This window comes from Pseudomonas sp. GM41(2012) (genome assembly GCF_000282315.2).
Taxonomy (GTDB): Bacteria; Pseudomonadota; Gammaproteobacteria; order Pseudomonadales; family Pseudomonadaceae; genus Aquipseudomonas.
In genome coordinates, this window is the sequence record NZ_AKJN02000006.1 from 17,631 (window position 1) to 43,973 (window position 26,343).

General features: G+C 60.0%; 23 protein-coding genes. 9 read left to right on the forward strand and 14 right to left on the reverse strand.

The features are described 5' to 3' along the window. Positions 1-41: 41 nt before the first annotated feature. The gene (locus PMI27_RS25465) at positions 42-455 is read right to left on the reverse strand and encodes a hypothetical protein (RefSeq protein WP_008150954.1); all 414 of its coding nucleotides are present in this window, start codon (positions 453-455) and stop codon (positions 42-44) included. 447 nt (positions 456-902) lie between these two features. Here PMI27_RS25465 and PMI27_RS25460 point away from each other — a divergent pair, with 447 nt between their 5' ends. The 8 genes from PMI27_RS25460 to PMI27_RS25425 all read left to right on the forward strand — a co-directional run bounded on the left by PMI27_RS25460 (position 903) and on the right by PMI27_RS25425 (position 7,566). Next, complete coding sequence (locus tag PMI27_RS25460) at positions 903-1,751, forward strand: transporter substrate-binding domain-containing protein (RefSeq protein WP_008150952.1); 849 nt, start codon at positions 903-905, stop codon at positions 1,749-1,751. A 52-nt stretch (positions 1,752-1,803) separates the two neighbouring features. Next, on the forward strand, positions 1,804-2,466 hold the full coding sequence (locus PMI27_RS25455; protein WP_007941741.1) for an amino acid ABC transporter permease: 663 nt from the start codon (positions 1,804-1,806) through the stop codon (positions 2,464-2,466). Positions 2,467-2,475: 9 nt separating this feature from the next. Then, positions 2,476-3,138, forward strand: a complete 663-nt coding sequence (locus tag PMI27_RS25450) for an amino acid ABC transporter permease (protein ID WP_008150950.1) — start codon at positions 2,476-2,478, stop codon at positions 3,136-3,138. Next, positions 3,135-3,947: an amino acid ABC transporter ATP-binding protein gene (locus tag PMI27_RS25445; protein WP_008150948.1), complete on the forward strand. Its 813-nt coding sequence runs from the start codon at positions 3,135-3,137 to the stop codon at positions 3,945-3,947. Before PMI27_RS25450 ends, PMI27_RS25445 begins: the two co-directional genes overlap by 4 nt. 45 nt (positions 3,948-3,992) lie before the next feature. Then, positions 3,993-4,382, forward strand: a complete 390-nt coding sequence (locus tag PMI27_RS25440; protein WP_007898265.1) for a RidA family protein — start codon at positions 3,993-3,995, stop codon at positions 4,380-4,382. 90 nt (positions 4,383-4,472) lie between these two features. Then, entirely contained in the window at positions 4,473-5,237 is a 765-nt protein-coding gene (locus PMI27_RS25435) for an IclR family transcriptional regulator (RefSeq protein WP_008150946.1), read from the forward strand. Between the two features lie 39 nt (positions 5,238-5,276). Then, entirely contained in the window at positions 5,277-6,494 is a 1,218-nt protein-coding gene (locus PMI27_RS25430) for an amino acid deaminase (RefSeq protein ID WP_008150943.1), read from the forward strand. Between the two features lie 136 nt (positions 6,495-6,630). Further along, positions 6,631-7,566, forward strand: a complete 936-nt coding sequence (locus PMI27_RS25425; RefSeq protein ID WP_008150942.1) for a sugar kinase — start codon at positions 6,631-6,633, stop codon at positions 7,564-7,566. Positions 7,567-7,728: 162 nt separating this feature from the next. Here PMI27_RS25425 and PMI27_RS25420 read toward each other — a convergent pair whose 3' ends face one another. Both PMI27_RS25420 and PMI27_RS25415 read right to left on the reverse strand, forming a co-directional pair. Then, positions 7,729-8,004, reverse strand: a complete 276-nt coding sequence (locus PMI27_RS25420) for a peptidylprolyl isomerase (protein WP_007898282.1) — start codon at positions 8,002-8,004, stop codon at positions 7,729-7,731. 69 nt (positions 8,005-8,073) lie between these two features. Further along, positions 8,074-10,611 (reverse strand): PAS domain-containing hybrid sensor histidine kinase/response regulator, encoded by a 2,538-nt coding sequence (locus tag PMI27_RS25415; protein WP_008150939.1) that lies wholly within the window; start codon positions 10,609-10,611, stop codon positions 8,074-8,076. A 119-nt stretch (positions 10,612-10,730) separates the two neighbouring features. Between PMI27_RS25415 and PMI27_RS25410 the strand changes: the two genes are divergently transcribed. Next, on the forward strand, positions 10,731-11,840 hold the full coding sequence (locus PMI27_RS25410) for a PilT/PilU family type 4a pilus ATPase (protein ID WP_033053241.1): 1,110 nt from the start codon (positions 10,731-10,733) through the stop codon (positions 11,838-11,840). Positions 11,841-11,864: 24 nt separating this feature from the next. Here PMI27_RS25410 and PMI27_RS25405 read toward each other — a convergent pair whose 3' ends face one another. The 11 genes from PMI27_RS25405 to PMI27_RS25355 all read right to left on the reverse strand — a co-directional run bounded on the left by PMI27_RS25405 (position 11,865) and on the right by PMI27_RS25355 (position 26,281). Next, the gene (locus PMI27_RS25405) at positions 11,865-13,820 is read right to left on the reverse strand and encodes an acetoacetate--CoA ligase (protein ID WP_008150934.1); all 1,956 of its coding nucleotides are present in this window, start codon (positions 13,818-13,820) and stop codon (positions 11,865-11,867) included. A gap of 120 nt (positions 13,821-13,940) precedes the next feature. After that, a complete protein-coding gene (locus PMI27_RS25400; protein WP_008150933.1) occupies positions 13,941-14,714 on the reverse strand; it encodes a 3-hydroxybutyrate dehydrogenase in 774 nt (257 codons plus the stop codon). A 7-nt stretch (positions 14,715-14,721) separates the two neighbouring features. Beyond that, positions 14,722-16,113, reverse strand: a complete 1,392-nt coding sequence (locus PMI27_RS25395) for a GntP family permease (protein WP_008150931.1) — start codon at positions 16,111-16,113, stop codon at positions 14,722-14,724. A 298-nt stretch (positions 16,114-16,411) separates the two neighbouring features. Continuing rightward, on the reverse strand, positions 16,412-17,827 hold the full coding sequence (locus PMI27_RS25390; RefSeq protein WP_008150929.1) for a sigma-54 interaction domain-containing protein: 1,416 nt from the start codon (positions 17,825-17,827) through the stop codon (positions 16,412-16,414). Between the two features lie 128 nt (positions 17,828-17,955). Then, positions 17,956-19,530, reverse strand: coding sequence for an ABC transporter ATP-binding protein (locus PMI27_RS25385; protein ID WP_008150926.1), 1,575 nt, complete (start codon positions 19,528-19,530; stop codon positions 17,956-17,958). Between the two features lie 14 nt (positions 19,531-19,544). Next, the gene (locus PMI27_RS25380) at positions 19,545-20,567 is read right to left on the reverse strand and encodes an ABC transporter permease (RefSeq protein ID WP_008150924.1); all 1,023 of its coding nucleotides are present in this window, start codon (positions 20,565-20,567) and stop codon (positions 19,545-19,547) included. Continuing rightward, the gene (locus PMI27_RS25375; RefSeq protein ID WP_008150922.1) at positions 20,567-21,628 is read right to left on the reverse strand and encodes a microcin C ABC transporter permease YejB; all 1,062 of its coding nucleotides are present in this window, start codon (positions 21,626-21,628) and stop codon (positions 20,567-20,569) included. Before PMI27_RS25375 ends, PMI27_RS25380 begins: the two co-directional genes overlap by 1 nt. Continuing rightward, entirely contained in the window at positions 21,628-23,496 is a 1,869-nt protein-coding gene (locus PMI27_RS25370) for an extracellular solute-binding protein (RefSeq protein WP_008150920.1), read from the reverse strand. The genes PMI27_RS25375 and PMI27_RS25370 overlap by 1 nt, the downstream gene beginning before the upstream one ends. Before the next feature lie 135 nt (positions 23,497-23,631). After that, positions 23,632-23,913: a peptidylprolyl isomerase gene (locus PMI27_RS25365; protein ID WP_008150918.1), complete on the reverse strand. Its 282-nt coding sequence runs from the start codon at positions 23,911-23,913 to the stop codon at positions 23,632-23,634. A gap of 108 nt (positions 23,914-24,021) precedes the next feature. Beyond that, the gene (locus tag PMI27_RS25360; protein ID WP_008150916.1) at positions 24,022-24,903 is read right to left on the reverse strand and encodes a lipase family alpha/beta hydrolase; all 882 of its coding nucleotides are present in this window, start codon (positions 24,901-24,903) and stop codon (positions 24,022-24,024) included. A 289-nt stretch (positions 24,904-25,192) separates the two neighbouring features. After that, positions 25,193-26,281, reverse strand: a complete 1,089-nt coding sequence (locus tag PMI27_RS25355) for a 3-deoxy-7-phosphoheptulonate synthase (RefSeq protein WP_008150914.1) — start codon at positions 26,279-26,281, stop codon at positions 25,193-25,195. Positions 26,282-26,343 lie beyond the last annotated feature (62 nt).

The window sequence follows — 26,343 nt, forward strand, 5'->3', positions numbered from 1 at the left end:
GGGGCTGGTAGCCAGATGTCTGGCTACCAGTTGGTCAGACTTCAACGTTGCTCGAGTTTCACATCATCGAAATACGATCCATAAGTGTCGAACGGACCATCGTTTGCTTCCAGTTTGATCGACACTTTGTTGGTACCTGCAGGCACATTGAAGTCTACGAAGTGCGCGCTCCAGGGGGTGCCACCGCCGATATCGAGGCGTCGCATCTCCCACGATGGATGCAGCAAAACTTGTGCTGTGCAGGCGGAGCCTCGCTCTGTTTTCATTTTCACGGAAAACCGGAACTTGCCCTCGCTGGCGATCGTAACGTCCTGAGTGATCAGGCCAGGTGCCTGCAAGACACAATAACCGTCTTCATAGCGGGCTTTCTCCGGTGAATTCGGTGTCCAATGCTGGCCTTCTTCTGTGAAATCACCATTGAGTAGCAAGTTGGCGGTTGAGGATGGTTGAGACATGTGAAAACTCCTGTAAGTGGTTTGTCAAAAACCGCAAGCCCAGCCAATCCCGTGTGATGGAAGGTTTGAGCGGTTGCACCGATTGAGCGCTCATAACCTGCGGTCCACAACTGTCAAATCTGACAGGTCGCCTCTGAAAACCGATGAACGGTCATAAACTGATAGCCTGGCGCATTAGTGCGAACGGGCAGGCATGCGCCGTGTTTTTAGGGTGCGCCACGCACCTTTTGTGGCCTTGCTACTCACGGGTGTAGCCCGCGGTAGCAGCCTCGCCGCGGTCGATAGTGCGCAGTATTCAGGTCAGATTTTCTATCCTCTTGAATTAATAGTCTTTTCGGATCCGTGAGGATTTTCTGCCGATCCTGTGGCACACTTTCTGCTGTCTATTCCGTTGTTACATACCAATATCCGGTATAGCGGAATAAACATCACCCTGGAGTGCTTGCCATGCATCGCCGACCTTCCTTGTTTAAAGCGTGTGTTTTTGTTTTCGCGGCTTCGGCTGCTGTCATGGGTGTGGCCCAGGCGGCGGACAGTAAGCTCGATAGCGTGCTGGCCCGCGGGAAACTGATTGTGGGCACGGGCAGTACCAATGCGCCGTGGCACTTCCAGGGAGCGGACGGCAAGTTGCAGGGTTTTGATATCGATATCGCGCGGATGGTGGCGAAAGGGTTGTTCAACGACCCAAGCAAGGTCGAGTTCGTGGTGCAGTCGTCCGATGCGCGGATTCCCAACCTGCTGACCGACAAGGTCGACATGAGCTGTCAGTTCATCACCGTGACTGCCAGCCGTGCCCAGCAAGTGGCGTTTACGCTGCCGTACTACCGCGAAGGTGTCGGCCTGCTGTTGCCGGCCAACAGCAAGTACAAGGAAATCGAAGACCTTAGAGCCGCCGGCGACAGCGTGACTGTGGCGGTGCTGCAGAACGTGTACGCCGAAGAACTGGTGCATCAGGCCTTGCCCAAAGCCAAGGTCGATCAGTACGACAGCGTGGACCTGATGTATCAAGCGGTGAACTCCGGCCGTGCCGACGCCGCTGCCACCGATCAGTCTTCGGTTAAGTACCTGATGGTGCAGAACCAGGGGCGCTATCGCAGCCCGGCTTATGCCTGGAGCCCGCAAACCTACGCGTGCGCGGTCAAGCGCGGCGATCAGGACTGGCTGAATTTCGTCAACACCACCTTGCATGAAGCCATGACCGGCGTTGAATTCCCGACCTACGCGGCCTCCTTCAAGCAGTGGTTCGGTGTCGAACTCCCGACGCCAGCCATCGGTTTCCCCGTCGAATTCAAATGATCCCGTGAGAGCGGGGCGGTCATCAATCGCCCCGTTCAAGGTACTGCTGACCATGAACTATCAGTTGAATTTTGCCGCCGTGTGGCGCGATTTCGACACCTTGCTGGCGGGGCTCGGTCTGGGCCTCGAACTGGCGCTGGTGTCGATCGCCATCGGCTGCGTGATCGGCCTGCTGATGGCGTTTGCTTTGCTCTCAAAGCACCGCGCGTTGCGGGTGCTGGCGTCGGTGTATGTGACGGTGATCCGTAACACGCCGATTCTGGTGTTGATTCTGTTGATCTACTTTGCCTTGCCCAGCCTGGGCATTCGTCTGGACAAGATCCCGTCGTTCATCATCACCCTGTCGCTGTATGCCGGGGCCTATCTGACCGAAGTGTTCCGCGGCGGGCTGTTGAGCATTCCCAAAGGCCAGCGCGAAGCGGGGTTGGCGATCGGTTTGGGCGAGTGGCAGGTCAAGGCGTACGTCACCGTGCCGGTGATGCTGCGCAATGTGCTGCCGGCCTTGTCGAACAACTTCATTTCGCTGTTCAAGGACACCTCGCTGGCCGCGGCGATTGCTGTGCCGGAGCTGACCTATTACGCGCGCAAGATCAATGTCGAGAGCTACCGGGTGATTGAAACCTGGCTGGTGACCACAGCGCTCTATGTGGCGGCCTGTTACCTCATTGCCATGATGCTGCGTTACCTCGAGCAGCGTCTGGCGATTCGCCGATAGGAGGCCCACATGTACGAATCCCCCAGTTGGTTGCATGAGTTGTGGGTTGCCCGGGAAGTGTTGTGGCAAGGCTTTTTGACCAGTGTGCAGGTCTCGGCCCTGTCGATTCTGTTGGGCACGATGGTCGGCATCGTCGCCGGCCTGGTGCTGACCTACGGCAAGTTCTGGATGCGCGCGCCGTTTCGGTTTTACGTCGACATCATTCGCGGCACTCCCGTGTTTGTATTGGTGCTCGCTTGCTTCTATATGGCGCCGGCGTTGGGCTGGCAGATCAGTGCCTTTCAGGCGGGTGCGTTGGGGCTGACGCTGTTTTGCGGCTCCCATGTTGCCGAGATTGTGCGCGGCGCGTTGCAAGCGTTGCCCAGTGGTCAGATGGAAGCGAGCAAGGCCATCGGCCTGACGTTCTTTCAAGCACTCGGTTACGTGTTGTTGCCTCAGGCATTGCGGCAGATCTTGCCGACTTGGGTCAACTCGTCCACCGAGATCGTCAAGGCTTCGACGCTGTTGTCGGTGATCGGTGTCGCCGAGTTGTTGCTCAGCACGCAGCAGATCATCGCCCGGACCTTCATGACCCTCGAGTTTTACCTGTTCGCCGGATTTCTGTTTTTCGTCATCAACTACGCCATCGAATTACTCGGCCGGCACATTGAAAAGCGGGTGGCCTTGCCATGACTCAACCTCAGCTCTCTAACGCAAAAGACGCCAACGCTCAAAACGATCAGCCCTTGCTGGACATTCGCGGGTTGCACAAAAAGTACGGCCAGCTCGAAGTGCTCAAGGGCGTCGACCTGACGATGCAGCGCGGCAACGTCGTGACGCTGATCGGTTCCAGCGGCTCGGGCAAGACCACGCTGCTGCGCTGCGTGAACATGCTCGAAGAGTTCCAGGGCGGGCAGATCATGCTCGATGGCGAGTCCATCGGTTATGACGAGGTCAACGGCAAGCGCGTGCGTCACCCGGAAAAAGTCATCGCCCGGCATCGGGCCATGACCGGCATGGCGTTCCAGCAGTTCAACCTGTTTCCGCACCTCACGGCTTTACAGAACGTCACCCTCGGTTTGCTCAAGGTCAAAAAGCTGCACAAGGATGAAGCGGTGGCCCTGGCGGAAAAATGGCTGGAGCGGGTCGGCTTGCTGGAACGCCGCGATCACTTCCCCGGTCAGTTGTCCGGTGGTCAGCAGCAGCGTGTGGCGATTGCCCGGGCGATTGCGATGAACCCGAGCCTGATGCTGTTCGACGAAGTCACTTCGGCCCTCGACCCGGAGCTGGTGGGCGAAGTGCTGAGCGTGATCAAAGGCCTGGCCGAGGACGGTATGACCATGCTGTTGGTGACCCACGAAATGCGCTTCGCCTTTGAGGTCTCGGACAAAATCGTCTTCATGAATCAGGGGCGGATCGAAGAGCAGGGGCCACCCAAGGAACTGTTCGAACGCCCGCAATCACCGCGTCTGGCGGAATTTCTCAAGAACACGCGGTTCTGATTTTTTTTCAGAAACATTTTCACTTTTCAATCAGGAGAAACACTCATGAGCATTACTCGTTACGGCACCGGTAGCACCGCCGGTGGCGGCCAGCCCCGTCCTTTCGCCCGCGCCGTTGAAGCCGATGGCTGGCTGCATGTGTCCGGGCAAGTACCGGCGCTGGATGGCGAAATCATTGTGGGTGGCATCGTCGAACAGACTCACCAGACCATGAAGAACCTGATCGCGATTCTCGAAGAGGCGGGTTATGGCCTCGAAGATGTAGTGCGCACCGGTGTGTGGCTGGAAGACCCGCGGGATTTCTGGAGTTTCAACAAGGTGTTCTCCGAATACTTCAAAAGCGAACACGCACCGGCCCGGGCCTGTGTGCAGGCGAACATGATGGTCGATTGCAAGGTCGAGATCGACTGCATCGCGTACAAGAAAAAGGCCTGAACCGCGGTGACTTCATCGCGGGCAAGCCATGCTCCTACAAGAGCGTTGCTCTGGTTAAACTCCCGGCGACTTTGAATGGGAACCAATGAAATGACCGAAGACACCATCAAACGCCGGGCTCGCGGTCTGGACCGGGCGTTCGATATCCTCGATTTCCTCAAGGAAGTCGGCAAGCCGCTACGCCCGAACGAAATCGCCAGCGGCATCGGCAGCCCGAAATCCACGGTCTACGAATTGGTGGCCTCCCTGTTGGAGCGACGGATTCTGGAGGCCGTGGGCAAGGACGGTCACGTCTACCTCGGCCGTCAGCTGTACTTCCTCGGGCAGGCGCATTTACGCCATTTCGACCTGACCCGCGAGGCTGATCATGCCTTGCAGGAGATCGTCAGCCAGACCCGCGAAACCGCGCAGATGTGCCTGCTCAACGGACGAAAATACACCGTGGCCTTGATGAAAGAGGGCGAGCGGCATTTCCGCATTTCCTCGGACATCGGCGAGAACGCGCCGATCCCCTGGACCGCTTCCGGGCGCCTGCTGCTGGCGCACTTGAGCGACCAGGAAATCGTCGACCTGATCGACCACGACGATTTCATCCTGCCCAATGGCGAGCGTCTGCCGTTGGCGCAGTTTCTCCAGGAGATTCGTCAGGCTGCTATAGATGGGTTCTTCTCTTTCGATAGCGTTGCCGACACCTTTACCCATTGCTTCGCTGCCCCGGTCAAAGACCCGAACGGCGTGGCCATTGCGACCCTGTGCATCGTCGCCCCACGGGCCGATGCCAAGACCAATTACAACGACTACCGCCGGGTGCTGATTGACAGTGCCAACAGCCTGGCCCGTCGCATCAACGAATAACAGCGGCTGCCTGCGGCCGCGAATGTGAGGAGTTCGACCATGTTTTCTGCCAAAACTACTGCCACCGTGGAAAAGGGCTTTGCCCACACAGGCGCCAATCTGGTGCGCGACGTCAGCCTGCCTGCGCTGGTGCTGCACCGCGAAGCGCTGGAACACAACATTCGCTGGATGCAGGACTTTGTCAGCAACAGCGGCGCGGAACTTGCGCCCCACGGTAAAACCAGCATGACCCCGGCGCTGTTTCGCCGCCAACTGGACGCCGGTGCCTGGGGCATCACCCTGGCCAGCGCCACGCAAACCCGCGCGGCTTACGCCCATGGCGTGCATCGGGTGCTGATGGCGAACCAATTGGTCGGCACGCCGAACATGGCGTTGATCGCCGATCTGCTGACGGACCCGACTTTCGACTTCCATTGCATGGTCGATCACCCGGACAACGTCGCTGACCTGGGCGCGTATTTCGCCTCCCGTGGTGTGCGCTTGAACGTGATGATCGAGTACGGCGTGGTCGGCGGTCGTTGCGGTTGTCGCACGGAAGACGAAGTGGTCGCGCTGGCCAAAGCCATTGCGGCACAACCGGCCCTGGCGCTGACCGGGATCGAAGGCTACGAAGGGGTGATTCACGGCGATCACGCGGTGAGTGGCATCCGTGCGTTCGCTGATTCTCTGGTGCGCCTGGCCGTGCAATTGCAGGACAGCGGCGCGTTCGCCATTCCCAAACCGATCATCACTGCGTCGGGTTCGGCCTGGTATGACCTGATCGCTGAATCCTTCGAAACGCAGAACGCCGGCGGGCGTTTCCTCAGCGTGTTGCGTCCCGGCAGCTACGTAGCTCACGACCATGGCATCTACAAAGAAGCGCAATGCTGCGTGCTCGACCGCCGCAGCGACCTGCACGAAGGCCTGCGCCCGGCGCTGGAAGTCTGGGCTCACGTGCAGTCATTGCCGGAGCCGGGTTTTGCGGTGATCGCCCTGGGTAAACGCGACGTGGCCTACGACGCCGGGTTGCCGGTGCCGCTGTTGCGTTACAAGGCGGGCGTGGTGCCGGCGACGGGCGACGACGTCAGCGCCTGCAAGGTGACGGCAGTGATGGACCAGCATGCGTTCATGACCGTGGCGCCGGGGGTCGAGTTGCGGGTGGGGGACATTATTTCCTTTGGTACTTCGCACCCGTGCCTGACGTTCGACAAGTGGCGTATCGGGTGTCTGGTGGATGAGCAGCTGAATGTCATCGAAACCATGGAAACCTGTTTCTAAGGCTCCAGACCGAGGCGCGGCCATCGCGAGCAAGCTCGGCTCCTACAGGATGGGTGGTTGCAAATCCTGTAGGAGCCGAGCTTGCTCGCGATGACGGCCGGCCAAACAACACAGAAACACCAGAGACACCACAACAATGAACACCATCAGCACCCTCGGCCCCAACACCCCGCGCATCGCCCTGATCGGCGAATGCATGATCGAGTTGCAGCAACGCGCCGACGGCAGCCTGCAACAGAGTTTCGGCGGCGATACTTTGAACACGGCGGTCTACCTGTCCCGGGAGCTGGGTGAGGGCGGCACCGTAGATTACGTCACCGCCCTGGGCGACGACAGTTTCAGCGATGCCATGTGCCAGAGCTGGGCCGACGAAAACATCGGGCTGGGCATGGTCCAGCGTTTGCCCGGCCGCTTGCCCGGCTTGTATTGCATCCAGACTGACGCTGCCGGCGAACGGCGTTTTCTTTACTGGCGCAACGAGGCGGCAGTCCGCGATTGTTTCACCACCCCGGCCGCCGCGCCGATCCTGGCGGCACTGCCGGATTACGATGTGCTGTATTTCAGTGGCATCACCCTGGCGGTGCTCGGTGCCCAAGGTCGGGAGAAGTTACTGGAAACCCTGATCGAAGCCCGGCAGCGAGATGCGCGGATCGTGTTCGACAACAACTACCGGCCACGTTTGTGGGCGTCGATCGAGGACGCGCGGGCGGCCTATCGCAGCGTTCTGCCCTATGTCGACCTGGCATTGCTGACTGTCGATGACGAACAGGCGCTGTTTGATTTTTCCGATTGCGAGGCGGTGTTTGCCGCTTACGAGCAGATTGGCACGCCTGAAGTGGTACTCAAGCGTGGCGCCGAGGCGAGTCTGATTCGTTGTGATGGCGAATCGTTTGAAGTGCCGGCGCAGGTGGTCGAGCGGGTGGTGGACACCACGGCGGCGGGGGATTCGTTCAGTGCGGCGTATTTGGCCAGTCGGCTCAAGGGCGGCAGCCCGGTTGAGGCTGCTGAAGCGGGGCATCGGCTGGCGAGTCGGGTGATTCAGGTGCCGGGAGCACTCATTCCAAAAAACTGAAATGCAATCCCTGTGGCGAGGGGGCTTGCCCCCGTTGGGCTGCGAAGCAGCCCCAAGCCCTGCGACCCTGACCTACCTGACACACCGAGTGCGCAGGATTTACGACTGCTGCGCAGCCGAACGGGGGCAAGCCCCCTCGCCACAGGGTCCTCGGCCAACCGATCAATCCCGGTAAAACACCTGCACCAGGTGATAGCCGAACTTGCTCTTGATCGGTCCATGCACCACGCGCAATGGTTTTTTGAAAATCACCGCATCGATGACTCCGACCATCTGCCCGGGCCGCACTTCACCCAGGTCGCCGCCGCGCTTGCCGGACGGGCAGGTGGAATACTTCTTGGCCAGCACATCGAAGGCTTCGCCCTTGGCGATGCGTTGTTTGAGCTGTTCGGCTTCTTCCGAGGTTTTCACCAGAATATGGCGGGCTTGAGCTTTCATTGGGGCAGGTACCTTGCAACGGTGGTGGCTATGTGGGTGCCAGCGTGGCGCGCGCGATTATGCCTTAACTCAGTCCGGTTGACCGATCATCGCGCGAATCTTGTTGGCCAACAGGTCCATGGAAAAGGGCTTGGCCACCATGTCCATGCCGTCCTCCAGGAAGCCCTGGCGCTCGGCGGCTTTTTCCGCGTAACCGGTCATGAACAGCACTTTGAGTTCGGGGCGGTGCTGGCGCGCAATCTCCGCCAGTTGCCGACCGTTCATCCCAGGCAGCCCGACATCGGTGACCAGCAAATCGACCCGCAGGTCGGATTCCAGCAAGGGCAGGGCGGTCTTTGCGTCTTCGGCTTCATGGGCGTGATAACCCAGCTCGTTGAGCAGGTCGAGCACCAGCATGCGCACCGCCGGGTCGTCCTCCACCAACACCACGGTTTCACCGGCGATCGCGGCCGGCGCTTCGCTGGTGACCGGCATCAGGATGTTTTCGGGCTCTGCAGCGTGCAGCCGCGGCAGGTACAGACGAACGCTGGTGCCCTGGCCCGGCAAGCTGAACAGGCTGACATGCCCGCCCGACTGCTGGGCAAAACCATAAATCATCGACAACCCAAGACCGGTGCCCTGGCCGATGGGTTTGGTGGTGAAGAACGGGTCGAAGGCCTTGGCCAGCACCGACGGTGTCATGCCGGTACCGTTGTCGCTGACGGCAATCATCAGGTAATCCCCAGCCTTGACCGGCTCCAGGGTGTTGATGTCACTGCTGTCGAGGTAAACGTTGGCGGTTTCGATCCGCAACTCGCCGCCATCGGGCATGGCGTCCCGGGCGTTGATCACCAGATTCAGCAGGGCATTTTCCAGCTGGCTGACGTCGGTGCTGACCGGCCAGACGTCATCGGCCAGTTGCAGTTTGAGCTCGATGTGGTCGCCCTTGGTCCGGCTGAGCAGATCTTCCAGGGAATGGATCAGATCATTGGCGTTCAGCGGCTTGCGGTCCAGTGACTGACGCCGGGAAAACGCCAGCAGGCGATGGGTCAGGGCGGCGGCGCGGTTGGCCGAGGACACTGCCGCCTCGCTGAAACGGCCCACCTCGGCGGCGCGCCCGTCGGCGATGTAGCGCTGCATCAAGTCGAGGCTGCCGATGATCCCGGTGAGCATATTGTTGAAGTCATGGGCGATGCCGCCGGTGAGCTGACCGAGCGCTTCCATCTTCTGCGCATGGCGCAACGCCTCTTCGGCGCGTTCGCGTTCGAACATCTCGTTCTGCAGTCGCTGGTTGGCTTCAGCCAATTGTTGGGTGCGGGCGGCGACTCGCTCCTCAAGGGTTTCGTTGAGATTGCGCAGGGCTTCTTCAGTCTGTTTGCGCTCGGTTTCGTCAATCACAAAGATATAGAAACCATTGACCGCACCATCCGCCCCGTGGCGCGGCAAGTAGTTCATCAGCGCATGGCGGATGCTGCCGTCACGGTGCGGGGTGCGGATGCTGAAACAACAAGGCTTGCCGGACAGTGCCTGGACGATGTGTTCGGCGCGCAAGGCATAGGCTTCTTCACCCAGTACTTCACGGATGGTTTTGCCAAAGAGCTCCTGAGGCGTCAGCCCGTACCAGTCGAGGTAGGCCGCATTGTTCAGGCGAAAGCGTTCTTCGCTGTCCACGTAGCTGATCAGGATCGGCATGGCGTTGATGATCAGTTGCAGCTCGGTCTGACTTTGCCGCAAGGCTTGTTCTGTGTGTTTACGTTCGGTCAGGTCCAGGGCAGCGCCGAGGAAGCGGATCGGCCGGCCATGGTGGTCCTTGTAGCAACGACCCCGGGCAAACACCCAGCGCAGCTGACCGTCGGCTTGCAGCAGGCGATATTCCTCGGCGTACTCGGTGCCGTGGGTGATGGAGTGCTTGATGCTGCGGGTGACCATCGCGCGGTCTTCCGGGTGCACGCCCTGAAGGTAGGCGCTGATGGGCAACTGATTGGCGAGCAGCGGGTCGATACCGTGTAACTGGGCGAAGTGGGCGTCGGCAATAAAGCGGTCTTCGCTGATGTCCCAATCCCAGGTGCCGACGGCGTCGGTGGCCGCGAGGGCCAGTTGCAGGCGCTCCTCGGTTTCGTGCTGGGCCTTGAGGCTGGCAGCCGAACGCTGCTCGAGTTCGAGGGCGATGCGTCGGCGTTCGTTGGTTTCGATGGCGGTCACCAGAATCCCGGCGACCTGGGCGCTTTCATCGCGGATAGGGCTGTAGGTCAGGTCCAGCCAGAAATCGGAATCCTGGCCATTACGCTGCAAGGTGAAGCGCTGTTCGCTGTAGGTCCGTACCTGTCCTTGTAGGACGGCGCTGTAAATGGGGTCGGTAAAGTCTTTTAACTCTGGCCAGATCAGGTGTGTCGGCTGTCCGAAGGCATGTGGATGCTTGCTGCCGGCCAGCAGGGCGAAGCCGTCGTTGTAGATCTGCGTGAGCTGCGGCCCCCACAGCAACAGCATGGGCATCGGCGAGTGAATCACGATATCCACGGCGGTTCGCAGGCTTTGCGGCCAGGTACTGGCAGCGCCCAGTGGGCTGCGGCTCCAGTCCAGTCGGGCAATCAAGGCCTGGGCATCGCTGCCGGTCGGTGTTGCGTTCATCAAAATGTCCTGCGCTTAAGTCGGTGTGGCGGTGTCAACTATCCTTGTACCGCAGTAGATGCCGGATGACCCGTTTGGGTCGTATTTATTCATTGAATGCTTCGCGGGTGCTTTTTGCCATGGAAATCGATGCACTGTTAAGGCTCCTGGCCAGCCAGAATGGCTCCGATCTTTATCTGTCCACCGGTGCGCCACCCAGCGCACGGTTCGAGGGTGTGCTTAAACCCTTGGCTGATCAGCCGTTCAAGCCGGGAGAAGTCGCGGCCATTGCCGCGTCCATCATGGACGCCGAACAGCGTCTGGAGTTCGACCGGGAACTGGAGATGAACCTGGCGATTTCCTTGACCGGTATCGGGCGTTTTCGGGTCAATATCTTTAAACAACGCAACGATGTATCGATTGTGGCGCGCAACATCAAGCTCGACATTCCGCGTTTCGAAGACCTCAAACTGCCGCCGGTGCTGCTCGAAACGGTGATGCTCAAACAAGGACTGATGCTGTTCGTCGGCGCTACCGACTCGGGCAAGTCTACCTCGCTGGCGGCATTGGTCGACTACCGCAATCGCCACAGCAGTGGCCACATCATCACCATTGAAGACCCGGTCGAGTACATCCATCGGCACAAGATGTCGATCATTAACCAGCGCGAGGTCGGCGTCGATACCCGCAGCTTTCACGCTGCATTGAAAAACACCCTGCGCCAGGCACCTGACGTGGTGCTGATCGGCGAAATCCGCGACCGCGAAACGATGGAGCATGCACTGGCATTTGCCGATACCGGTCATCTGGTGATTTCCACCCTGCATGCCCATAACGCCCATCAGGCGCTGGACCGGATCATCAACTTCTTTCCCGAAGAGCGGCGGACGCAACTCCTGCATGACCTTGGCAATAACCTGAAAGCGTTCGTGTCCCAGCGGTTGGTGTGTACCCGCGACGGTCAGCGACGGGCGGCGGTGGAAGTGATGATCGGCACGCCGACCATCGGCGATCTGATCCGGCGCAATGAGCTTTCAGAGCTGAAGGGGATCATGGAGAAGTCAGTGGAACTGGGGATGCAGACGTTCGACGGAGCGCTTTACGCGTTGGTCGTCGAGGGGGCGATCAATGAGGAGGAAGCGTTGAAGCATGCGGATTCGGTGAACAATTTGCGCTTGCGGATCAAGTTGCATGCCGATGCCACGCCTGGCCCCCATACACCGCCGGGTGAATGGGGACTGATGGACTGACACCGCTCCCACACTCGATCTCTGTCAATCAAGGAGTTCGGGGCGGTTGCGGAACTGTTCCAGCGCCTCGGGATTGGCCAAGGCATCAGTGTTTTTTACCGTCTCGCCATGCACCACATTCCTCACCGCCAGTTCCACGATTTTGCCGCTGATGGTCCGCGGTATATCGGTCACCGCGACAATCTTCGCCGGCACATGCCTCGGTGTGGTGTTGGCGCGGATGACCTGGCGAATCTGTTGTTGCAGCGCTTCGTCCAGTTCGACGCCTTCACGCAATCGCACGAACAGCACCACCCGCACGTCATCCTGCCATTGCTGACCGATGGCCACGCTGTCCAGAACCTGTGGGACTTTCTCCACCTGACGGTAGATTTCTGCGGTGCCGATGCGCACGCCGCCGGGGTTGAGCACGGCGTCGGAGCGTCCGTGGATCATCATCCCGCCGTGGGGCAATTGTTCCGCGTAATCGCCTTGGGCCCAGACGCCGGGGAACTGACTGAAATACGAGGCGCGAAGCTTTTCCTGCTGAGGATCATTCCAGAACCCGATGGGGATTGCCGGGAAGTGCCGGGTGCACACCAGCTCACCTTTTTCGCCGATCACCGGCTGACCGTTGTCGTTCCAGACTTCCACCGCCATGCCCAGGCTTTTGCCTTGTATCTCGCCACGGCGCACCGGTTGCAGAGGATTGCTGTTCACAAAACACGACACGATGTCGGTGCCGCCGGACATCGAGGCCAGGCACAGGTCAGGCTTGAGGTCGCGGTAGACGTAGTCGTAACTCTGCGGCGACAACGCGGAACCGGTGCACAGCAGGGTTTTGAGGCTGCTCAGGTCATGGCTTTCGCGAGGTTTGATGCCGCTGCTTTCCAGGGTCGCGAGGTACTTGGGGCTGGTGCCGAAGACACTGATGCGTTCGTCGTCGATCAAGTCGATCAGGCGCTCGGGGGCGGGATGGAATGGCGAGCCGTCGTACAGCACCACCGTGCTGTCCACGGCCAGCGCCGAGACCAGCCAGTTCCACATCATCCAGCCGCACGTGGTGTAGTAGAACAACCGGTCACCGGGGCCGAGGTCGCAATGCAATCCGTGTTCCTTGACGTGTTGCAGCAACACGCCGCCGGTACTGTGAATGATGCATTTCGGCACGCCGGTGGTGCCGCTGGAATAGAGGATGTACAGCGGATGCGCGAAGGGCACTGGGACGAAATCCGGCTCGCCACCCACGTCGTAGAAATCATCCCAGAGCGTCACGTTGGCGCGGGTGTGGAAATGTTCGATGCGCACTTGCGGTCGGGCGTAAGGCACGACAATCAATTGCTGTAAGGATGGCAAGCGTTCAAGGATTTCATTGACCTTGGCGGTCTGGTCGATGTCCTTGCCGGCATAGCGGTAACCGGCGCAGGTGATCAGCACTGTCGGTTCGATCTGGCCGAAGCGATCGATGACCCCTTGGGTGCCGAAGTCCGGGGAAGAGCAGGACCAGATCGCTCCCAAACTGGTGGTGCCGAGCATCGCCACGAGGGTTTGCCAGGTATTGGGCATGCACGCCGCGACGCGGTCACCGAGGCCGACACCGGCGGCTTTCAAGCTGTTCTGAAAACCGGCGACATGCTCCGCCAGTTCGGCCCAGGTCAGGTGTTCACGCTGGCCGTTCTCGCCGATGGCAATGACCGCCACGGCATCGTCGCGACGGCGCATCAGGTGTTCGGCGAAGTTCAGGGTGGCGCCGGGAAACCATTGGGCGCTGGGCATTTGCGCGCCCTCGACCAGCACAGCGTCCGGTTGATCGTGGAAACGGATGTCGAAGAAATCGACGATGGCCTGCCAGAAGGCTTCACGCTGATCGATGGACCATTGATGCAGGGCAGGGTAGTCGTCGACGTGGAGATTGTGTCGCTGATTGATGAAGCGCCGAAAGGCCTCCATGCGGGTCTTGCTGATGCGCTCGGCGCTGGGTTGCCAGAGGATGTCGGACATGGCTTGCCTCTTCTTCTATCTTCAGATCCATTCGCGAGCAGGCTCGCTCCCACAGGGGATCGCATTTCAATGTGGGAGCGAGCCTGCTCGCGATGAACGATAACGCGGTCTAACGTCAGATCACTGCGCCAACCACCCACCATCGATATTCCACGCCGCGCCACGCACCTGGCTGCCGGCCTCACTGCACAAAAACAGCACCAGTTCGCCCAATTGTGGCGGCGTCACAAACTCCAGGGAAGGCTGCTTCTCGGCCAGCAAATCATGTTGCGCCTGTTGCGGGTCGATCCCTTTGGCGATGCGCTCATCAATCTGTTTCTGCACCAGTGGCGTCAGCACCCAACCTGGGCAGATGGCGTTGCAGGTGACGTTGGTAGTGGCGGTTTCCAGGCCCACCACCTTGGTCAAACCGATCACCCCATGCTTGGCTGCCACGTAAGCCGCCTTGCCCACAGATCCGACCTGACCGTGCACCGAAGCGATGTTGATGATCCGCCCCCAGCCCTTGGCGCGCATGCCTGGCAGGCTCAAACGGGAGCTGTGGAATACCGAAGACAGGTTGATCGCAATGATCGAATCCCAGCGTTCCACCGGGAACTCTTCCACCGGCGCCACATGCTGGATGCCGGCATTGTTGACCAGGATGTCCACGCCGCCGAACTCACGCTCGGCGTAGGCGATCATGTCGGCGATCTGCTCAGGGTTGCTCACGTCAGCCGGGTGATGGCCAACCTTGCCACCGAATTGTTCAACTTCGGCAATCACTTTGGACGCATCACCGAAACCGTTGAGGATCAGATTGGCGCCGGCCTTGGCCAGGCTGAGGGCAATCCCTAAGCCGATGCCGCTGGTGGAACCGGTGACCAGTGCAGTCTTGCCCGAAAGAGTCGTCATGAATACCTCACACAATGCCAGTGGCGTAGAAAGTACCGATCACCACAAAAACCGCCAGGGTCTTGATCAGCGTAATACAGAAAATGTCTTTGTAGGCTTCGCGGTGGGTCAGGCCGGTGACCGCCAGCAAGGTAATCACCGCGCCGTTGTGCGGCAGGGTGTCCATGCCACCACTGGCCATCGCGGCCACCCGGTGCAGCACTTCCAGCGGAATGTTTGCCGCGTGGGCCGCAGCGATGAAGTCATTGGCCATGGCCGCCAGCGCAATGCTCATGCCGCCCGATGCAGAACCGGTGATGCCGGCCAGCAGGGTCACGGTGATCGCTTCGTTGACCAGCGGATTGGGTATGCTCTTGAGCCAGTCGGCCAGCACCAGGAAGCCCGGCAACGAGGCGATCACTGCACCGAAACCGTATTCCGATGCGGTGTTCATCGCCGCCAGCAACGAACCGCTGACCGCACTTCTACTGCCTTCGGCCAACTTGCCGCGAATCGCCTGGAAGCCGAACACCAGCACCATGATGATGCCGACCAGCAACGCAGCTTGAACGGCCCAGATCGCCGTGAGTTTGGCGATGTCTGTGGTCACCGGCGCGGCCATGCCCGGCAGCGCCAGGCTGTGGGTCTTGCCATACCACTGTGGAATCCACTGGGTAAACAGCAGGTTCATGATGCCCACCGCCAGCAGCGGCGACAGTGCAATCCATGGGTTGGGCAGTTTGATGTCGGCAGCAGTTTCCGGTTCGTTGCGCAGCTCGGTGCCATAACCCTCACCGGCGCGCTGCGCCTTGTTGCGCTGGCGCTGCAGAAACAGCATGCCGGCGCAGACCACGAAGATTGCGCCGATCAGGCCCAGCCAGGGCGCGGCCCAGGCGGTGGTGTTGAAGAAGGTGCTGGGGATGATGTTCTGAATTTGCGGGGTGCCGGGCAGGGCGTCCATGGTGAACGAGAATGCACCGAGGGCGATGGTCGCCGGGATGAGTCGCTTGGGAATATTGCTCTGGCGGAACATTTCAGCAGCAAACGGGTAGACCGCGAATACCACCACGAACAGCGACACGCCGCCGTAAGTCAGCAGGGCGCAGACCAGCACGATCACCAGCATCGCCTGACGCGTGCCAAGCAGGCGAATCGCTGCGGCGACGATGGAGCGCGAAAAGCCCGACAGCTCGATCAGCTTGCCGAACACTGCACCGAGCAGGAACACCGGAAAATACAGTTTGATGAAGCCGACCATTTTCTCCATGAACACCCCGGTGAAAGCGGGGGCGACGGCGGAAGGGTCGGTGAGCAGCACGGCGCCGAGGGCGGCAATCGGGGCAAAGAGGATAACGCTGTAGCCACGGTAGGCCGCGAGCATTAGCAGCGTGAGGGCTGCCAAGGCAATGATCACACTCATGGTGTGTCTCCTGGATTGTTATTTTTTTAGGGTGGATCTTGGTGGGAGAGGGCTTTAGCGAGTTTCGTGCCAGATGGCTAACTAGTTGAAATATAAGGAAATATTTTTGGTGTTCAGTGGCGCGCTCAGATTTCGTCTCTGTTTTGAGAATATTGCTGATTGGGCGGGCGCCTTCGCGGGCAAGCCTTGCTCCTACAGGGGGTTATGGCAATCGCTTGATTTGTGCGCGCCGCACCTCTGTAGGAGCAAGGCTTGCCCGCGATGAGGCCAGTATCTACCAATAGAGATCTATGTCTCTTTATAGAGACTCTGCAATCCCCAGCGCCACCATCTTCTTGTACAACGTCGACCGCCCCAGCCCCAACCGTGCCGCCGCTTCAACAACCTTCCCGCCGCATTGCGTGAGGGCCGCTTCAATCAACTGCCGATCAAACCGCTCCCGAGCCGCACTGAACGTCTCATGCGCAACCGGCTCAATCGTGACAGGCGCCACGCGCTCTACCGGTGTGAACGTCCCAATCGCCGCGCGGATATCCGTGGCATTCAGCATCAAGTCATCACTGAGCAGCGCTGCGCGCTCCAGCACATTGCGCAGCTCGCGAATGTTCCCCGGCCAGGCATGTTGACCCAGCAGTTCCAGGGCTTCTCGGTTCAATTCGTGCTGACTGCGCAGCTCCTCCAGAATCGCTTCACTGAGGGCTGGCAGGTCATCGAGTCGATCACGCAGCGGCGGGACCTGGATCGGCAGCACGTTGAGGCGGTAATACAGGTCGGCGCGAAATTCGCCGCGTTTGATCGCGGCTTCCAGATCCGTGGAGGTCGCGGCAATCACCCGCACATCGCTCTGGATCACTTCGTTGGAACCCACCGGCTCGAATTCTTTCTCCTGCAGGACCCGCAGCAATTTGCTTTGCAGGGGCAACGGCATGTCGCCGATTTCATCGAGAAACAGGGTGCCGCCCTGGGCGATCTGCAACTTGCCGGCGCGGCCCTTGCGATCGGCGCCGGTAAACGCGCCGGGCGCAGTGCCGAAGAATTCCGCTTCCAGCAACGATTCGGGAATCGCCGCGCTGTTGATGCTGACGAAGGCTTTGTGCGCGCGCGGCGAAGCGCCGTGGATCGCCTGAGCCAGCAGCTCTTTGCCGGTGCCGGTTTCACCGAGCAGCAACACCGGGGATTCCGCACTGGCACTGCGTCGGGCACGGCGCTTGACTTCGAGGCTGGCGGCGCTGGTGCCGATAAAGTGCGCGAAGTTGTACTTGGTCTGCCGCGCCCGCAACAGCGAGCGGGTGGACGCCAGTTCTTCCTGCATGCTCATGTAGCGCTTGAGCATCGGCGAGAGGCTGCGCAATTCATCGAACAGCGCAAACCCGATGGCGCCGATCACCACGCCGGCGTCGTCATGAATCGGCAGGCGCATCACCACCAGCGGTTCTTTGGGGGTGTCCTGCATATCGAGCAGGATCGGCCGACCGGTGCGCACCACCTCGCGCAACAGACTGCCGGGGATCACACTTTCGCAGGCCTTGCCGATCGCCACTTCCGCCGATTCCAGGCCGAAGCGCCGGGCATAGCGCTCGTTCATCCAGACGATGTTCGCATCGCGGTCGACAATCACCGTGCCTTCGCTGGACTGCTCGATGATCTCGAACAACGAACGGATGGCCAGAAGGCGAACGCGCTGGTAGTCCTTGAGGCTTTCGGTGGTGTTCATGGGCGTCATGTCCAAAATGTGTAGTGTCGGTGCGGGCCTAATCGCGAGCAGGCTCGCTCCCACATTGGATTGCATTTCAAACTGTGGGAGTGAGCCTGCTCGCGATGGCCGCGCCGCGGTTTCAAGTCTTAACCCGGATGCGCCGCCGCCAACAGCTCCTTGGTATACGGATGCTGCGGCGATTCAAACACGTCGTGGCTGGCGCCGCTTTCCACGACTTTGCCGTCTTTGATCACGATCATGTCGTGAGCCAGTGCACGCACCACTGCCAGATCGTGACTGATAAACAGATACGTCAGGCCATGTTTTTCCTGAAGCTGGCGGAGCAGGGCGACCACTTGTTTTTGCACCGTGCGATCCAGCGCCGAGGTCGGTTCGTCCAGCAGGATCAGCGCCGGTTTCAGCACCAGCGCCCGGGCGATGGCGATGCGTTGGCGTTGGCCGCCGGAAAACTCGTGGGGGTAGCGATGACGGCTTTGCGGATCGAGGCCGACCTCCACCAATGCCCGAATCACTTCGGCTTTGCATTCGTCAGCCGTCAACTGGCTATGCACCTCTAGGCCTTCACTGATGATCTGCGCCACGGACATTCGCGGGCTGAGGCTGCCGAACGGGTCCTGGAACACCACCTGCATTTTCTTGCGCCACGGCCGCAGCTGTTTTTGCGTCAGGCCGTCCAGCGCTTCACCTTGAAAGCGAATGCTGCCTTCGGAGTCGAGCAAGCGCAGGATCGCCTGACCCAGCGTCGACTTGCCGGAGCCGGATTCGCCCACAATGCCCAGCGTCTTGCCGCGTTGAATGTTGAGGCTGATGCCGTCCACGGCCTTCAGGTAAGTCTTGCGCTGAAACAGCCCGCCACCGAGGGCGAACTGCACCCGCAAGTCGTCCACCTCAAGCACGTTCTCGCGCTCGTCCCTGGGCAGTGCTTCACCTTCCGGTTCGGCATTCAGCAACACGCAGCTGTAAGGATGTTTCGGTTCGGTAAACAATATTTCGCAAGGTGCCTGCTCGACGATTTCCCCGGCCTTCATCACGCAGACTCGTTGGGCAATGCTGCGCACCAGATTGAGGTCGTGGCTGATCAGCAGCAGCGACATGCCGAGACGCTGTTGCAGGGATTTGAGCAGCAGCAGGATCTTGCGTTGCACTGTCACGTCCAGCGCTGTGGTCGGTTCGTCGGCGATCAGCAACTCCGGTTCGCAGGCCAGGGCCATGGCGATCATCACCCGTTGCCGTTGGCCACCGGACAATTGATGGGGATAGGCCTTGAGCCGCTCTTTGGGTTTCTGAATGCCGACCAGATGCAGCAACTCGAGTATCCGCGCTTGCGCCGCTTTACCGGCCAGGCCCTTGTGCAGCAGCAGGGTTTCGCCGATCTGCTTTTCGATGCTGTGCAATGGGTTGAGCGAAGTCATGGGCTCCTGGAAGATCATCGCGATGCGGTTGCCCCGCAGTTCTCGCAAGACCTTGGCCGGAGCGCCGACCAGCTCCTTGCCGCGATAGCGAATGCTGCCTGTGGTTTCGGTGCCGGTCTCGGGCAGCAGTTGCAGGATCGAGTGAGCGGTCACCGACTTGCCGCAGCCCGACTCGCCCACCAGCGCCAGGCATTCGCCGGGGCGGATATCCAGGCACAGATTGCGCACCACGGTCTGGCCGCTGAAGGCCACGCGAAGGTCACGGATTTCGATCAGGTTGTTACTCATATCAACAGTCCGCGTCATGACCTGGGATCAAAGGCATCTCGCAATGCCTCCCCGATAAACACCAGTAAAGAAAGAATCAGCGCCAGGGTGAAAAACGCCGTCAATCCCAGCCACGGCGCTTGCAGGTTCTGCTTGCCCTGACCGATCAACTCGCCCAGCGATGCGCTGCCGGCCGGCATGCCGAAACCGAGGAAGTCCAACGCCGTGAGGGTGGAGATCGCACCGGTCAGAATGAACGGCAGATAACTCAGGGTCGCGTTCATTGCGTTGGGCAGGATGTGCCGGACGATAACCTTGCGGTCAGTCAGGCCCAGCGCACGGGCGGCTTTGACGTATTCCAGGTTGCGTCCGCGCAGAAACTCGGCGCGCACCACGTCCACCAGGGCCAACCAGGAAAACAGCGCCATGATCCCCAGCAGCCACCAGAAATTAGGCTCGACGAACCCCGACAGGATGATCAGCAGGTACAGCACCGGCAGTCCCGACCAAACCTCCAGCAACCGTTGACCGATCAGGTCGACCCAGCCGCCGTAATAGCCTTGCAGGGCGCCGGCAGCGATGCCGATCAGTGCGCTGACAAAGGTCAGCATCAAGGCAAACAGGATTGACACCCGAGCACCGAAAATCACTCGGGCCAACACGTCCCGCGCCTGATCGTCGGTGCCCAGCCAGTTGACCTTCGTCGGAGGGCTGGGCGCCGGTTGATTGAGGTCATAGTTCGGCGTGTCGTCGCTGAAGGGGATTGGCGGGAACAGCATCCAGCCACCGTCCTTTTGAATCAGCTTCTGCACATAATCGCTGCGGTAGTCCGCCTGGAACGGCAGCTGCCCGCCAAACTCCTGCTCGGTATGACGCTTCAGGGCCGGGAAGTAGAGCGAGTCCTGGTAGCTGACGATTAGTGGTTTGTCGTTGGCGATCAGCTCACCACCGAGGGTCAAGAGGAACAGGCCGACAAACAGCCACAGCGACCACCAGCCGCGACGGTTTTTCTTGAAACGCTCAAAACGACGACGACCTAACGGCGAGAGCTTGAACATCAGGCGTTCCTCCCGGCGAAGTCGATACGCGGGTCGACGAGGGTGTAGCAGAGGTCGCCGACCAGTTTTATCAAGAGACCGAACAGCGTGAAGATGAACAGCGAACCGAACACCACCGGATAGTCCCGTGAAACTGCGGCTTCGTAGCTCATGCGACCCAGGCCGTCGAGAGAGAAAATCACTTCGATCAGCAGCGAGCCGGCGAAAAATACGCTGATGAACGCCTGGGGAATCCCCGAGACCACCAGCAACATGGCATTGCGAAACACGTGACCGTAAAGCACTCGGCGTTCGCTCAGACCCTTGGCGCGGGCGGTGACCACGTACTGGCGCGTGATTTCATTGAGGAAGGAGTTTTTGGTCAGAATGGTCAGCGTGGCGAACCCGCCGATCACCAGCGCCGTCACCGGCAATACCAGGTGCCAGAAGTAATCGGCGATTTTGCCCACGGTCGACAGCGATTCGAAGTTGTCCGAGACCAGCCCGCGCACCGGGAACCAGTTCAGCGAGGTACCGCCGGCGAAGACCACGATCAGGAACATCGCGAACAGGAACGCCGGCATGGCGTAGCCGATGACGATCGCGGTGCTGCTCCAGATATCGAAATGGCTGCCGTGGTGCACGGCCTTGCGGATGCCCAAAGGGATCGACACCAGGTAGGTGATCAGCGTTGCCCAGAGCCCGAGGGAAATGGTCACCGGCATTTTTTCCAGGATCAGGTCGGTGACGGTTGCGCCGCGGAAAAAGCTCTTGCCGAAGTCCAGGCGCGCATAACTGGTGAGCATCAGCCACAGGCGTTCGTGCGCTGGTTTGTCGAAGCCGTACTGCTTTTCGATGTCCTTGATCAGTTGCGGGTCGAGGCCTCGACTGGATCGGGAGGTGCCGGACATGCGTTCGCTGGAACCGCCGCCGACACTCGCACCGCCGATGCCTTGCAAGTGCGCGATGGCCTGTTCCACCGGGCCGCCCGGCGCGGCCTGGACGATGATGAAGTTGACCAGAAGAATGATCACCAGCGTCGGAATGATCAGCAGCAGACGCCGCAGTATGTAAGCCCACATCAGTGCGGCCCTCCGGGTTTGCCACGGCTGATTTGCTCAGCGGTCATCTGTTGGTTGGTCAGCGGCGTGGTGCTGATTTCCCACCAGCTCTCGATGGCTTCGTCATTGCTCGCTTGCTCGTTGGGCCTGCCGAAACGATTCCACCACACGGTGGAGCTGCCCGGTGGGTAATAGTTGGGAATCCAGTAGTAGTTCCATTGCAGCACCCGGTCCAGCGCGTGGGCGTAGTGCAGCATTTCGGGTTGGGTGGTGGCGCGAATCAGTCCGGCGATCAGTGTGTCGACCGCCGGATTTTTCAACACCATGTAGTTATTGGCGCCAGGGTCGTTGGCCGAGACCGAGCCGAAGTAATTGAGCAGTTCACCGCCGGGCGACGTCGTGACCGGGTAGCCGGTGACGATCATGTCGTAGTCGCGGCTCATCAGGCGATTCACGTATTGGGACGAGTCGATGCGGCGGATGTTCATGTCGATGCCGATCTGTTTCAGGGTGCGCTTATAAGGCAGCAGCAATCGGTCCATGCCGTTCTGGCTGACCAGGAAAGTGAAACTCAATGACTGGCCTTCGGCGTTGACCAGTTGATCGCCATCGGGTTCCCAGTCGGCCTGTTTGAGCAAATCGAGTGCCTGCAACTGTTTGTCGCGTATCACGCCACTGCCATCGGTTTTCGGTGCCTGGAAAACCTGGGTGAACACCTCGTCGGGGATCTGCCCGCGCAGCGGTTCGAGAATTGCCAGTTCGCCGGCGTCCGGCAGCTGTCGGGCGGCGAGGTCGGTGTTGGAAAAGAAACTCTGCTGGCGGATGTACATGTCGCGCATCATCTGCCGGTTGCTCCACTCGAAATCCCAGAGCATGACCAGCGCCTGACGCACTCGACGGTCCTGGAACAGCGGGTTTTGCAGATTGAACACAAAACCCTGAGCCGGTTGCGGGGCTTGGGTTGCCAGATGCGCCTTTTGCAAGCGCCCGTCGCTGAGGGCCGGGCCGTCGTAGCCGATGGAGAAAGCGGTGGCGGAGAATTCTCGGTTGTAGTCGTAGGCACCGCCGCGCAGAACCTGGCGCGCGACGTCGGTATCGCCGAAGTACTCGATGCTGAATCGATCGAAATTGTAGAGGCCGCGGCTGACCGGTAAATCCTTGCCCCACCAATCGGCGTTGCGCTCGAAGGTGATGCTGCGACCGGAGTCGACCTTGCCTACCCTGTAGGGACCGCTGCCCAACGGTGGCTCGTAACCGCCGCCATTGGCGAAGTCGCGAGTCTTCCACCAATGCTCGGGAAACACCGGCAAGGTCGCGATATCGAGGGGCAGGGTACGGTTTTCATTGCTTTTAAAGTCGAACCGAACCGTCAGAGGTGATTCCACTTCGACGCCTTTGACGTCGGCAAATTGAGTGCGATAACGCAGGCTGCCCTGGGTCATCAACAGGTCGAAGGTGTAGCGCACGTCTTCGGCCGTGATCGGTTTGCCGTCGGCGAAACGGGCCTTGGGGTTCAGGTAGAAGCGCAGAAACAAACCGTCGTCCGAGCGCTCCATCATCGAAGCCACCAAGCCGTACACGGTGTAAGGCTCGTCCAGCGAACGCTGGGCGAGGGGCGAGTAAAGCAGGCCGTCGACCTGCGTGACGCCAATGCCTTTATCGATGTAGGGCAACATATGATCGAAATGACCGATTTCGACGGCCGAGCGGCGCATCGTGCCACCCTTGGGGGCTTGCGGGTTTGTGTAGGCAAAATGACTAAAGCCGGCAGGATACTTCGCCGGTTCACCGTACACGGTCAACGCATGTTGCGGTGCTGCAGTCACGCCGGTGACGCTCAATAACAGAGCCACGGCCGTGAACAATAAAGTAGGGAACGCCAGTCGCATTGTCAGCCTTAGAGCCGGGTGGTCAATAACCGCAATTTGTACGCTAGCGGCGCGTCCCTCGCCACCCGTATCACGTATCCGAAACAAAACGGCCCACCAAAAGGCGGGCCGTTGAGCAGAAAACTTTAGGCTTGATCAGTCCTGACGGCTGGTCACTTCCAGCAGGTGGTAACCGAACTGGGTCTTGACCGGGCCTTGCACCACGTTGATCGGTGCGCTGAAGACCACGGTGTCGAATTCCTTGACCATCTGGCCTGGACCGAACGAACCCAGATCACCGCCCTGGCGGCTGGACGGGCAAGTGGAGTTGGCTTTGGCGACTTCGGCGAAATCAGCGCCGCCTTCGATTTGGGCTTTCAATTCGTTGCACTTGGCTTCGCTGGCAACGAGGATGTGACGGGCAGTGGCTTTAGCCATGGTGAAATACTCCTTTCAATGTTCAGTAAAGTGCGGAGCCTACCGGATTCAGTGGTCTATTTCTTCTCAAAGTTCCGTACAGATTATGCAGGCCGATACGGTTTTCCTTTATAGGCCGGCATTTCTCAGGCGCTCCGCATGCTGCACATACAGGGCAATCGGGTCGATGCCCTTGCGCAACGGACCGGCGGTCTGGCTGAGGCTGTCCAGATGATCCAGCGGGTAGTCGGACCGGATGACTTTGCCCAAATGGGAGCTGTAGCGGCCAACCAGGCCATCGTTCTGTTCGGGTTCGGTGGTGAAGTAGTGGGAAAAGGCGCGGAGGAACCCGTGCAGCGGATTCAGGGCATCAAGCCCTTTGTCGAGGAGGTCGCCCTGCAGGGTGCCGCTCCAGGAGTAATAGCGTACGCCGTCGACCAGTTCGCGACCCTTGCCCCCCCAGGTTTTCGGCAAACCCTGTGGGTATTTGTCGTTGAACGCGCCTACGCCTTCGGTGGTCAGGGCATTCAGCGCGGCAACGGCGTTCTGCGGCAGGTGACGGTGGCCGCTGAGCAACGATAGAAAGTCTGCAAACAACGTTGCAACCGTCGAGGCGACGTGTTCCGGCAGGCGCCCGGGCGTTAGCGCCTTGCGCAAGAAGTCGGCCAGTTCCGAGCCGTGATTCGGTCCGCTGACGGAGGTCACCGAGGCGATTGCCTGCGGCGCTGTCGCCGCCGCAAAACGTGCGGCGAGTGCGCCTTGGCTGTGGCCGATCAGGTTGACTTTATTTGCACCGGTTCCTTCCAGTACCCGTTCGATCTGCGCCAGGAGTTGGTCGCCGCGGACCTCATTGCTATGGGTAGCCGACAGGTGCGGGATAAACACTCTTGCGCCTGCATTCCTGAGTGCCTGCTTGACGTCATGAAAGAGTTCGACCTTGCCGATGCGGTCGAAGCCGAAGAGCCCGTGGACCAACAGGATCGGATACTGAGTAGTTGCATTCCGTAGCATGTTCTTTCCCTTTTTCGCAGTGGTTCAGAGGTGTGTTGATGGGCTCACTCTAAAGCACGCCTGCTGTTCGGCGTTGCATGAAAAAGCCGCTGTAACCTGATGAAAACGGAATAGAAAATGTACGAAAGTTCGAAAGTAGATGAGGTCTTGTTCGGAATATTTGGACATCTTTTGATCTGTAACAGAGCGCTTTACTGCGATGGCCTACTTCGCGAACACCCTTTACCTGTGAGTCGTGTCTCAATTCCGACGTCCAGTCCTCGATAGGAGGACTGGACGAGAGTGTGGCTCACGCCGATTGTTGATCCCTGCTCTGCGCTCTGAGCCGATCGGCTGCCTGGCGCAACAACAGTTCTGTTCCGCTCCAGCCAAGGCAGCCGTCCGTGACTGACACGCCGTAACGCATGGACGGGCTCAGTGGTTGGCAGCCTTCGAACAGGTGACTCTCGATCATCATGCCGATCAGTGATCGATCACCTTGCAGGCGCTGTTCAAGCACATCGTTAAACACCGCTGGCTGACGCAACGGGTCTTTGCCGCTGTTGGCATGGCTGCAGTCGACCATGATCCGGGCCGGGATCTTCAGTTTGGTCAAATCGCTGTTCACCTGGGCGATGCTGTCGCGGTTGTAGTTCGGCCCACGGTGTCCGCCACGCAGTACCAGGTGGGTGTCGGGGTTGCCCGGCGTTTGAATGATTGCCGGATGGCCCTGGCTGTCGACACCGAAATGGCGATGCGGATGGGCGGCAGAGCGCATGGCGTCGCTGGCCACACCGACACCACCATCGGTGCCGTTCTTGAAGCCGACCGGCATGCTCAGGCCGCTGGCCATTTCCCGATGGATCTGCGATTCGGTGGTGCGAGCGCCAATGGCGACCCAGCTCAGCAGATCGTCGAAGTAGCCGGCAGCCATCGGTTGCAGCAGTTCGGTGGCAATCGGCAGTCCCAGGCGGAGCATCTCGCGCATCAACTCGCGGGACAGGGTCAAGCCGCCGGCCATGTCATCGCTGCCATCCAGATGGGGATCGTAGGCCAGGCCTTTCCAGCCGACCGTGGTGCGGGGTTTTTCGACGTAGGCGCGCATCACCAGCAGCATTTCATCGCTGACCTCGGCGGCGAGGCGGGCGAGGTTGCCGGCGTATTCGAGGGCGGATTGAGGATCGTGAATCGAGCAGGGACCGACGATGACCAGCAGACGGGAGTCTTCACCGTTGAGGATCGCGCGAACCGCCTGGCGGTGGGCGGCGACTTGCTGGCTCAGGACGTTGCTGAGTGGCAATTGCTGTTTGAGTTGCAATGAGCTGGGCAGACGCAGGGTCAGCGCTTCATTGGCAGGGCTCAAGGTGGACAGCGGCAGAGCAGAGATGGACGAGTTCATATTCGGGCTTCCTGGGCTGGCGGCGGGTTCGTTCCCGCGCGCTCGGCCCTACTGGGGTGTTC